Below are 11,653 nucleotides of genomic sequence, written 5' to 3'. Positions count from 1 at the left end.
AGAATAGGATGTCATTTGCTGCAGATGTGAAGAAAGAACTAACTGGTTTGGAAGTTCATCGAGAACATGCGAAAGCGGAATTAGCTGCTTTGCTGCGAATGAACGGCTCTTTAGGTATTGTGAACCAGCAGTTTATTTTGAACGTCCAAACAGAAAATGCTGCAATTGCCAGACGTATCTATTCTCTTTTGAAAGATCACTATCAGGTACGAAGTGAGCTACTCGTTCGTAAAAAAATGAAATTAAAAAAGAACAATGTCTATATCGTCCGGTTGAAGCAAGGCACAAAAGATGTGTTGATGGATCTTGATATCATGGATGGTATGATGTTCAATGGACACGTTTCGGACGAGATTATGGGAAATTCGCAAAAAATGCGTTCTTACTTACGTGGTGCTTTTATGGCCTCAGGTTCAGTCAATAATCCGGAAACGAGCCGTTATCATTTGGAAATATTTTCTATTTATGAACAGCATAACCAAGACATTTGCGATATGTTAAATTATTACGGTCTACATGCTCGAACGCTTGAACGGCGCAATGGCTATATTTCTTATTTAAAAGGAGCAGAAAAAATTGCTGATTTCTTAACATTGATTGGTGCAACCAACTCAATGCTCCGATTTGAAGATGTTCGAATCGTACGGGATATGAGAAATTCGGTCAATCGTCTAGTCAATTGTGAGACAGCAAATCTGAACAAGACGATTGATGCGGCTTCTAAACAAATCGAAAACATCGAATTGATCGAAGCAAAGGTCGGTCTACATGCCCTTCCTGAAAAACTTCAGGAAATCGCAGAACTTCGGCTTCAACATCCAGAGGTCAGCTTGAAAGAATTAGGGGAAATGATTCCCTCAGGTGCGATATCAAAATCGGGAATTAATCACCGAATTCGCAAAATAAATGAATTTGCGGAAAAACTGCGTGAAGAAGCAGTTTAATCCAAAGAAAAAACTGATACATGAAGCAGGAGATGCGAATGTATCAGTTTTTTTAAAAAGTTATACTTGCTTTTCTTCCGTCAAACTATAATTCCATCTTTACTGGAGTAACATAATTTGGAAAGGCTTCTATTGTTTTTAATACAATCGTATAAAAAGCGGGGAGACAACTGAATGAAGATTTTAGTTTTGTACATAAATTTTTGCTTAATATAGAAGTCCTGATATAGATAAGATCAAGTATTTATCTATAACTGGCCTGATTAATTAAAAAACTGGAAGGAACTGCTCGATCATCCTTGAGAACTGCTCTTCTTACTTCTGGTCAAGATTCTCGTGGTTGGTGGATAAGGATGGTTGATAAGTTCATTGGATTAGCTAGTCGAAAACAACCAGGTGTAATTAATGTAGAAGTTTTAACAAGGGGATGGAGTGATTTATTCAGTGATAATCATAAGTTCATAAATAGTAATTGAGATGTATGGTTGGAATACGTTATACCTGAACTTGAACTACCAAGATTTGGTTTAGAATTTGAGAATCGATGTTTATAAAGGGAGGGCAAAAATGCGTTTTTTTACAACTTTTACTATCATTATGATTGCAGTACTTTTTATTTTTCTAGATATAGCAAAGCGAAATACAGCATTTTTATTATATCGGGTTTTACTTCGAGCAGGTCTCATAACATTTATATCGATCGTTGGATTTTTTCTATTCACAGTTATTGTATTTATTTGGAGAACTCCAGCACCACCATTGCCAGAGATTACATATGGAGAATTTCCTTTTAGACTTGAGTATGAATTGAATGAAGAATTACATGTGATAGAAGACACGTTAATAGTTGAATTTGATGGATTTGGAATGAACGAAGGCATAGGGAGATATCGTAGATGGACAAGTCGTTTAGCCAGCGGAGAAGATTTAGTGTTGCTGTTAGAAGTTAGTGATAATAAGCAAATATTTTATTTTCCAGGACCTGCTAATTATTACATGGGAGATAGGTTGAATGGTTATAATCATACTTTTCCTAGTGCTTCTTTCATTGAAAGGGAAAGAGGCATTACTAGAAGGGATATTTTACATGACAAAGAATTATTAGAACAATTTGGTCCGCTTGATCAAAATACAATAAATGAAGAAGAATTGTTAAATCAATATAATATAAGGCTAGTGAATTGGGAAATATCTGAACCGATTGTTAACAATTTTGGTGATTAGAAAACAATTACGATAAATAGAAACAAGCCAAATCATCAGCAAGTAAAAGCTGATGATTTGGCCTTTCTTATACGAGTAGTAGGAATTCATAGCGAATATTATTACGATCAGTAGATATTTTGATATTAAAGGAGTATTACGAACTAGTATGTGAGAATGTAGAGGTGATTTGCGAATAATGAGAAATTTATCAAATAGAAACAAAATATTAATCATTATTGTTGTTATAGCTGTGTTTCATCTTGGAACGAATGCGGTTTTAAGTAGAATAATATTGGGTCCTAAGCCACCAAGACCTGCGATTACCCGAGGGGAGTTTGATTTTAGATTAGAATATGAAGTAGATGGGGAAAGGATTGTGATAGAAGATACAATTGTTGCATTATTTGATGGATTTTCTGCAGATGCAGGTAGCATGGCATGGTATCGCACGTGGCGTTTGCATTTGGCGAGTGACAAGAGGGCACAACAATTATTGTTACATGAGTTAGATGATGGTCGAAAAATATATTATCATTTTGGAGGAGCTGGATTTTATATGGGGGAAGTTAGTAGCAGTGTAACTGTAACAAGGAAAGATTTGCCAGGTCTTGGCATTCGAAACTCCATATTTTATATCGAGCGTGGGAGAGATACATCTATTGGGAACAGGAAAGGGTTAACTCTTGAAGAGTTATATGATGACTTTGGAATCCGTCTTGTTAGTTGGGAACACAATCCACCAATAGAAAATCGCTTTGAATAATCGAAATCTATTAATCCATTTCATCAGCCAGTGAATGTTGTAATGGAACAATTTGGTTTAGTGTTCAAAACCATTGAAATACTAGGCTGTGATCAGCAAAAATGTATCTGAATAAAAAAGAGAGCAACTATTAAATGAGAGGAGTTAGGAGTTGTTAGCTTTATACGAATCAAAGTGGCAAATACAGATGCGTATGCATTTGTGTTTGCCATCTTGCGTTTGGTAGACGAGATAGGTATAAGCTAAAGAAACAACTTGTTTAAAATAAACGACCTAGCTCAACAAACGACCATCTAATCAACTAACAGCATACATAAAAGCAACTATTTTTGAAGTAGAATTGAAATCGGGATAACTTAAAAAGTGATTGGGATACTAGTGTGAATCACCGTACATAAATATTACTCGTTAAGGGAATTTGAGAAATTTTGTATGAAAATTTAAGAATTAGTTAGTATGCGCAAGTCAAAAATATGAATAAATTATTTGGTGGAGATAATTTGCTCAGCTTGTCATAAGAAATGAGATAATCTGGCAGATGCAAGCTTTTGGACACCATTTATTCGGAATAAGGAGGCTGGGACAGAAGCGTTTAACTCCAAGAAATAAGAAGGAGTTGCTTCTGCTTCCGCCGTTTATAGGTGTTTAGAGCGTGAGACAAAAGTGTTCTTTACTTTTGTCCTACGCTCCTTATTTTTTTATTTTGTTTGGATCAATTCTTTTAATTCCTCTATTGAAATAGATTCATCAAAGATTTCTTTACCCAAGATGACAGTCGGAACAAATCGAATATGTGCTTGCTCAGCTTCGTTGATGACAGCTTGGCTCAGCTGTTCGTCTTTTTGTTCTGTCAGCTTTAGTTTATCTACTGCAAAATCCGCTACTTCTTGGAGAGAAAGATGTTTCCACTCGTCTTGAGTATCGAATATTTGTTTGATCTCTTTGATCGCTTTTTGACCATCGCTGATTGTGAGATACCGGTGCATCACGTTTCCTCGCTGCAAGCTTTCTTTTTCTTTATCGAACAATTTGATCACTCGCTGCAATTGCCCGCTTTGGACTGCTTCTTCTAATAGCTCATAAGATTCTTCAAACCATTGTCGGCAATACGGACAAGCTAGGTTGATGAATTCGACCATTTTTTTAGGAGCATTCGATGAACCATAAAGGATTCCTTTTTGTGTATTTGTTTTCGTTGCATCAATCACTGATATATCCATGTTAAAACACCTCTTTCGCTTATAGTTTATACATGTCTGACAAAAAAAGGCAACGATTTAGACTGTTTGTCTAAAAATTAGATGACCAATTCAAATAGACATATGTGAAATATTTTTATAAATAAAAGAAAAAATGGAATGTTTTACGTTATAATGGAACAGATAATAAGAGAGAATATGAACAAGGATGATGAATCATGCGAAAAATGAAAACAATGGATGGCAATACGGCAGCCGCATATATTTCTTATGCATTTACCGAGATTGCTGCAATATATCCAATAACACCCAGTTCGACCATGGCTGAATTAGTAGATCAATGGTCAGCAGCAGGAAAAGAAAATGTATTCGGTCAACCAGTAAAAGTAGTAGAAATGCAATCCGAAGCAGGAGCAGCTGGTGTGGTCCATGGATCATTGAAAACTGGTGCACTGACAACTACATATACCGCTTCTCAAGGGCTGCTTTTGATGATACCGAATATGTACAAGATTGCTGGGGAACTACTGCCAAGTGTTTTCCATGTTGCTAGTCGGGCAGTGACGACAAATGCGTTGAATATTTTCGGAGATCACGGAGACGTGATGGCTGCAAGACAAACAGGATTTGCTATGTTAGCTGAAAGCAGTGTACAAGAAGTGATGGATTTAGCACCTGTTGCCCATCTTGCTTCTATTGAAGGAGAAGTACCTTTTTTGAATTTCTTTGATGGATTCCGTACGAGTCACGAGATTCAAAAAATCGAAGTTTTGGAATATGAAGAATTAGCTCCTCTGATCAATCAGGAGAAATTAGCTTCATTTCGTAAACGAGGGATGAATCCCAATCATCCGACTGTTAGTGGTACGAACCAGAATCCAGACATCCATTTTCAACAACGGGAAACGATCAACCCCTATTATGATAAATTACCTGAAATCGTTCAAAAATATATGAAAGAGATCAACCGATTACGAGGAACTTCTTATGACTTGGTGACTTATTACGGAGCAGACGATGCGGAAGAAGTCATTGTTTCTATGGGATCAGTTGCACAGACGATTGAACAAACGATTGATTACTTGAATGCAAACGGACGGAAAACAGGTTTTTTGAATATCCATCTTTATCGTCCTTTTCCAGTGGAAACATTCGTGCGAAAGTTGCCTCATACAGTAAAAACAATTGCTGTTCTTGATCGAAGTAAAGAACCAGGGGCAGGTGGAGAACCTCTCTTATTAGACGTTCAAAGTGCGTTATATGATTCTGAACTTCGCCCGGCTGTTATTGGTGGTCGCTACGGATTGGGTTCTAAAGATGTGACTCCTGACCAAATCTCAGCAGTTTTTGATGAATTGCAAAAAGACCCAAGCATACGCAAAAAACGTTTCACCATAGGTATCGTTGATGATGTGACTTATCAATCTTTGGAACCAAAGGAAAGTCTGGATTTGACAGAACCGCAAACATTCCAGGCCAAGTTTTGGGGGTTTGGATCTGACGGAACAGTCGGAGCAAATAAATCAGCTATCAAGATTATTGGAGATCACACCGATAAATATGCGCAAGGCTATTTTTATTATGATTCGAAAAAATCTGGTGGTCTGACTGTCTCTCATCTTCGTTTTGGAGATACGCCGATACGTTCTGCGTATCTTGTCGAGCATGCGGACCTTGTTGCCTGTCACACACCAGCTTACCTGCATAGCTATAACTTGGTCAAAGGATTGAAGCCAGGTGGCATTTTTTTATTGAATACTCTTTGGAGCGACGAACAATTAGAAACGCATCTGCCCTTAAAATTAAAACGTTACTTGGCTGAAAATAACATTAGATTCTATACGATCAATGCCATGAGATTGGCCCAAGAAGTCGGTTTGGGACGCCGGATCAATACGGCAATGGAAACGGCATTTTTTAAATTAGCTGACATCATTCCTTTTGATGAAGTGATTCCGCTGCTAAAAGAAGAAGCCCTGAAAAGCTATGGACATAAATCAATGGCTATCGTAGAAAAAAACATACAAGCAATCGACCGGACGACCGAACTGCTTCATCAAGTCGCGATCCCAGAACATTGGAGAACGTTGGAGATGCCTGAAAAAATCAATAAAAGGAACACTGGTTATGTACAAGAAATACTTGAACCAGTGAATGCACAGGAAGGAAATCAACTCTCTGTTGGTACACTTGTAGCAAATGGAATGACAACAGGAGAGATGCCTTTAGGAATGGCTTCTATGGAAAAGCGGGGCGTCGCTTTAGAAGTACCTGAGTGGATTAGTGATCGCTGTACGATGTGTAATGAATGTGCCTTTGTTTGTCCTCATGCTGCCATCCGTCCATTTTTAGCAGATGAAGAGGAAATGGAAGAAGCGCCAGAAGGATTTATCGTGAGAGAAATGCGAGGCGCAGACGGCGTAAAATACCGTATCCAAGTTTCAGTGGAAGACTGTACAGGTTGTGGTCTGTGTGTAGAGGCTTGTCCCGCAAAAGAAAAAGCTTTAGTGATGAAGCCTTATGAAGAACAGAAAGAACAAGCTGTGAATTGGGCTTTTGCAATGACATTAAGACAAAAAGCAAATCCAGTCAAAGGAAAGAATACTGTCTTGTCTACACAATTCAATCAACCGCTTCTTGAATTCTCGGGCGCTTGCTCAGGCTGTGGCGAAACACCTTATGTAAAATTATTGACACAAATGTTCGGTGATCGAATGATGATCGCGAATGCGACAGGCTGTTCTTCTATTTGGGGCGGTGCTTCTCCTGCTTCTCCTTATACGACAAATGAATGTGGTCAGGGGCCTGCATGGTCAAATTCTTTATTGGAAGATAATGCTGAATTTGGTTATGGTATGCTTCTAGCGGCACAGACTCGTCGCGAGGCTTTGGCAAGTTCAATCAAAGAAGTATTGCCAAAAGTATCAGAAGAACTACGAGAATTGATGGAAGACTGGTTGGTACACATGTTTGAGAGTGAAGGAACGCAGCAAAGAGCAGCAAAACTGCAAGCTGCGATCGAAAGCGAACGATCAATTTTCCCTGAACTGGAGGATATATACAAGAGAAAGGATCTATTCGTAAAAAACAGCCAATGGATGATTGGTGGAGACGGATGGGCTTACGACATTGGTTTTGGCGGGATCGATCATGTACTTGCCAGCGGAGCAGACGTGAATATCCTTGTTTTGGATAACGAAGTCTATTCCAATACTGGCGGTCAAACCTCAAAAGCAACACCAGCTTCGGCAATCGCTAAATTTTCGGCTAGTGGAAAGTATGCTTCAAAGAAAGATCTAGGAATGATGGCGATGACATATGGAAATGTTTATGTGGCGCAAATTGCTTCAGGTGCCAATCAAATGCAAACAATCAAGGCATTTGAAGAAGCAGAAAAGTATCCTGGTCCTTCTCTGATTATTGCCTATACGCCTTGTATCACACATGGCTTGCTTGGCGGAATGAAAGAATCGCTTAAAGAAGCAAAAGAAGCTGTTTCTTCTGGTTATTGGTCATTATATCGATATAACCCTGCAATGGTCGAAAAAAACAAGAAACCAATGACTTTGGACTACAAAAAACCTGATTTCTCTGCTATGCCTGATTTCATGAGGAAACAAGTTCGCTTTTCCTCGCTAGAGAACGCAAATCCAAATCTTGCAAAAGCTTTATTTGAAAAGACTGTCCACGACGCTAAAACACGTTTTTACAACTATGCTGCACTGACGGGAGAATTAGAAAAAATCAAGAAACGACTTGAACCAGAGGAATCTATCGATGTACCCGTTAAGACTAGAAAAGAAAAAACGACGGACCTTGAAGCAGAAGAAAGAAGAGCTGCTAGAAGAGCTGCCAGAGCAGAACGACGTAAAAAAATGGAACAAGCTACAAAAGAAAAAAAGGAAAAATAACAGAAAAAATATAATGAATAATTCTCTGAAGTTTAAAAATATTTATTGCAGAGAAAAATAAAACGCATACTTGCAATTTTCTTGAAAATTATGCGTTTTTATCAAGAAAAAAACGAGCAGATCAGCCTCTAAAATTAAAACATATGATATACTAAAGAGGAAATCTCAAAAGAGAAGAGAGGCTTTTTATGTCATTTCAAATCGGGGAACTTTTCAATTTGGACTATTGGCAGCAAATGTTTTCCGGTGACTTGTTCTCTCTGAATTTTTTGGTGAACATACTTGATATTCTGGTTGTCTGGTATCTTGTATACAAACTGATCCAACTGCTGCGTGGCACAAAAGCGATTCAGCTTCTGAAAGGTGTAGCTATCTTTATTGTTATCCGAATCGTAGCGGAAATCATTGGTCTGCACACTTTGTCTTGGTTGATGAACCAAGTCATCACGTATGGGGTGATAGCTGCTATCGTGATTTTTCAGCCGGAAATCCGGAGAGGACTAGAACATCTTGGACGCAGTTCGCTTTTCAAACAATCAAAAAGCGAACAGCAGGAAGATGAGAAGATGATCTTGTCTTTTGACAAAGCCATCCAATATATGTCCAAGCGAAAAATCGGTGCGCTAATTACTATCGAACGGCATACTGGATTAGATGAGTATATTGAGACAGGAATTGCATTAGATGCAGATATCACTGGAGAGCTGCTGATCAATATCTTTATTCCTAATACACCGCTGCATGACGGTGCAGTTATTGTAAAAGAAGGAAAGATCGCAGTAGCAAGCGCCTATCTTCCTCTATCAGAAAGTATGTTGATTCCTAAAGAATTCGGGACTCGACACCGGGCAGCTGTCGGTATAAGCGAAGTCAGCGACGCGATTACCATCGTTGTCTCTGAAGAAACCGGGGATGTCAGCATTACATTAGATAATGAACTGATGGCTGGCTTATCCCAGCAAGAATATTTGGCAATTTTGCGTAGAGAACTGATTGCTGAAGAGAAAACAAAAAACAAGAAAAACGTGATTCAATCTTTCCTAGACGGTATGACTAAGGGAGGGGATCGCAAATGATCTCAAAAGAGAAACGGACAAGCATTCTTTACAGTTTTATTGCATTGCTGTTCAGTATTGCGCTGTACTTCAATGCAAATGGCCAGTCCGTTCCAAATACGCTTTCTGGAAATGAAGCGTATAATCAAACAGTTACTGGGGTGCCTATCAAGATTTCTTATGATTCAAAGCGCTACTATATCCATGGATATGAAAATGCAGTGACTGTCAAACTTTCCAGTGCAAACCGAGTTCAGTTGAATGCAGAGGCAAACGAAGATACACGGATGTTCCGCGTCACAGCAGATATCACTAAGCTGGGCGAAGGAACACATGAAGTTCCGCTAAAAATTCAAAATTTGAGCAGTGCTGTCACAGCAAAGATCGAACCATCGACTATTACAGTAACGGTTGAGAAAAAGGTAATAAAAGATTTCGATGTGGAAACGTTGATTCCTTCAACGTTCACACCATCTGGATATGAACTTGATGCTACTTCCGTTAGTCCTAAAAAAGTCTCTATCACTACAGGTGACAAAACATTGGCAGAAATCAAACGAGTAGTAGCTGATGTGGACGCTTCGATGGTCACAGATGATGGGATTAATAGTGAGGTCCCAATACAGGCGCTGAATGCAGCAGGGGAAGTATTAAGTATCGTCTCTGATCCAGTGCAAGTAACAGTGAAAGCTGATTCAATCAAGCCAAGCAAGTCGGTACGACTTTATGGGATACAGCAAGGAACACCAGCTGCCGGGGTAGAAAGCTATGATTTCAGTTTTTCAAAACTGGAAGCAGAAGTAAGCGGCTCTAGCGATTTGCTTGCATCGATCGGTGACAGTATTGCTGTACCGATCAATGTCTCAGGTATCAATCATCGAACAACTCGTAAAATTGAAATACCAGTAGAAGAGGGGTTAAGTATCAAGCCCGAATCAGTTAGTGTGGAGATTACACCCGTATTGCAAACGTCAAGCAGTAGCTCTGCTTCGACGAGCAGTCGGACACAAGAAAATACAAGTACGAGTAGAAGTATTTCATCTGCTGATTCAGGAACGGAACCATCGACAACAACCATTTCTTCCAGTTCGGAATCTGGGACAAGCAGCTCGACCACAAGTACAGAAGAAACATCAGAAACAAGCGAATCAACGCAAATGAGCAGAACAAATTCCTCAGAAAATTAAGTTAAAGGAGTAATTTTACAACTATGGGTAAATATTTTGGAACAGACGGCGTACGCGGTGAAGCCAACAAGGAACTTACGCCAGAACTTGCATTTAAGCTGGGACGGTGCGGAGGTTATGTCCTAAGCCAGCATGAAGAAGAAGGAAAACGCCCACGCGTGTTAGTAGGGCGGGATACAAGAATCTCAGGTCAAATGTTAGAAGAAGCGCTGATTTCAGGACTTTTATCGGTGGGTATCGAAGTGTTTCAGCTAGGTGTGATCTCTACACCAGGTGTTGCTTATCTGACACGTTTGCAAAAAGCAAGCGCAGGGGTCATGATTTCTGCTTCTCATAATCCAGCACAAGATAATGGAATCAAATTTTTCGGTGCAGATGGTTTTAAATTAGTAGATGACCAAGAGCTAGAAATTGAAGCATTATTAGATGCTGAAGTGGATGAATTGCCTCGTCCATCAGCTGAAGGATTGGGAACTGTAGAAGAATTTCCAGAAGGCTTATTGAAATATTCTCAATTCCTTGTACAAACGATCAACGGTGACCTTTCCGGGTTGACCATTTGTGTCGATGCAGCAAACGGAGCAACTTCAACAAGTGTTAATCGTTTGTTTGCCGATCTTGAAACAGATTTTTATACCATGGGCACAAATCCAGACGGGTTAAATATCAATGACGGCGTAGGCTCTACCCATCCAGAACGTTTAGCTGAGATGGTCGTTGAAAAAGGAGCAGATGCTGGACTAGCTTTCGATGGCGATGGCGATCGTATTATTGCGGTGGATGAACTTGGAAACATCGTCGACGGTGATAAAATCATGTTTATCTGTGCTAAATATTTGGCAGAAAAAAATCGGTTGAAAAAAGATACGATCGTTACGACTGTCATGAGTAACTTAGGATTCCACAAAGCGGTGGAAGGAATCGGTTTGAAAGATGTCGTTACACAAGTTGGTGATCGTTACGTTGTAGAAGAAATGCGCAAAAACGATTATAACTTTGGCGGCGAGCAGTCTGGGCACATGATTTTCTTAGATTTTAACACAACTGGAGATGGGATGCTTTCAGGAATTCAGTTACTGAATATCATGAAACAGACAGGTAAGAAATTATCAGAGCTTGCAGCAGAGGTAACAATCTATCCGCAAAAATTAGTGAATATCCGCGTAAGTGATAAAAACGGTGCGATGGATGTTCCGGCAATCAAAAAAGTGATTGAAGAGGCAGAAGCTGAAATGGGATCAGAAGGAAGAATCCTAGTTCGTCCTTCCGGTACAGAACCATTACTTCGAGTGATGGCAGAAGCGCCTACTGATGAGAAAGTCAATTACTATGTCGATAAAATCGCAGCAGTAGTCAAAGAAGAAATTGGACTGGATTAAGAGATATTT

The 11,653-nt window shown here is 39.3% G+C and carries 8 protein-coding genes; 7 read left to right on the top strand and 1 reads right to left on the bottom strand.

Annotated elements, in window-relative coordinates; translation table 11 throughout:
- Positions 1–8: 8 nt before the first annotated feature.
- The 3 genes from whiA (at position 9) to DIZ30_RS11845 (ending at position 2,913) form a co-directional block, all read left to right on the top strand.
- Positions 9–944: a DNA-binding protein WhiA gene (gene whiA, locus DIZ30_RS11860; protein ID WP_002289698.1), complete on the top strand. Its 936-nt coding sequence runs from the start codon at positions 9–11 to the stop codon at positions 942–944.
- 567 nt (positions 945–1,511) lie between these two features.
- The gene (locus tag DIZ30_RS11850) at positions 1,512–2,168 is read left to right on the top strand and encodes a hypothetical protein (protein WP_002299629.1); all 657 of its coding nucleotides are present in this window, start codon (positions 1,512–1,514) and stop codon (positions 2,166–2,168) included.
- Between the two features lie 178 nt (positions 2,169–2,346).
- A complete protein-coding gene (locus DIZ30_RS11845; protein WP_002339987.1) occupies positions 2,347–2,913 on the top strand; it encodes a hypothetical protein in 567 nt (188 codons plus the stop codon).
- Between the two features lie 698 nt (positions 2,914–3,611).
- Here DIZ30_RS11845 and DIZ30_RS11840 read toward each other — a convergent pair.
- Positions 3,612–4,133, bottom strand: a complete 522-nt coding sequence (locus DIZ30_RS11840) for a DsbA family protein (protein WP_002287818.1) — start codon at positions 4,131–4,133, stop codon at positions 3,612–3,614.
- A 197-nt stretch (positions 4,134–4,330) separates the two neighbouring features.
- Here DIZ30_RS11840 and nifJ point away from each other — a divergent pair, with 197 nt between their 5' ends.
- The 4 genes from nifJ to glmM all read left to right on the top strand — a co-directional run bounded on the left by nifJ (position 4,331) and on the right by glmM (position 11,644).
- Complete coding sequence (nifJ, locus tag DIZ30_RS11835) at positions 4,331–8,023, top strand: pyruvate:ferredoxin (flavodoxin) oxidoreductase (protein ID WP_098188980.1); 3,693 nt, start codon at positions 4,331–4,333, stop codon at positions 8,021–8,023.
- A gap of 188 nt (positions 8,024–8,211) precedes the next feature.
- A complete protein-coding gene (cdaA, locus tag DIZ30_RS11830; protein WP_002287821.1) occupies positions 8,212–9,099 on the top strand; it encodes a diadenylate cyclase CdaA in 888 nt (295 codons plus the stop codon).
- A complete protein-coding gene (locus tag DIZ30_RS11825) occupies positions 9,096–10,265 on the top strand; it encodes a YbbR-like domain-containing protein (protein ID WP_002326934.1) in 1,170 nt (389 codons plus the stop codon). Before cdaA ends, DIZ30_RS11825 begins: the two co-directional genes overlap by 4 nt.
- Before the next feature lie 23 nt (positions 10,266–10,288).
- Positions 10,289–11,644, top strand: coding sequence for a phosphoglucosamine mutase (gene glmM, locus DIZ30_RS11820; protein ID WP_002287824.1), 1,356 nt, complete (start codon positions 10,289–10,291; stop codon positions 11,642–11,644).
- The last annotated feature ends 9 nt before the right edge of the window (positions 11,645–11,653 follow it).

The sequence above is a fragment of the Enterococcus sp. H57 genome (assembly GCF_003112495.1).
In the GTDB taxonomy this organism is placed as follows: Bacteria; Bacillota; Bacilli; order Lactobacillales; family Enterococcaceae; genus Enterococcus_B; species Enterococcus_B faecium.
Note: the sequence above shows the minus strand (reverse complement) of the source record. Positions and strands in the feature narration are given on the sequence as shown.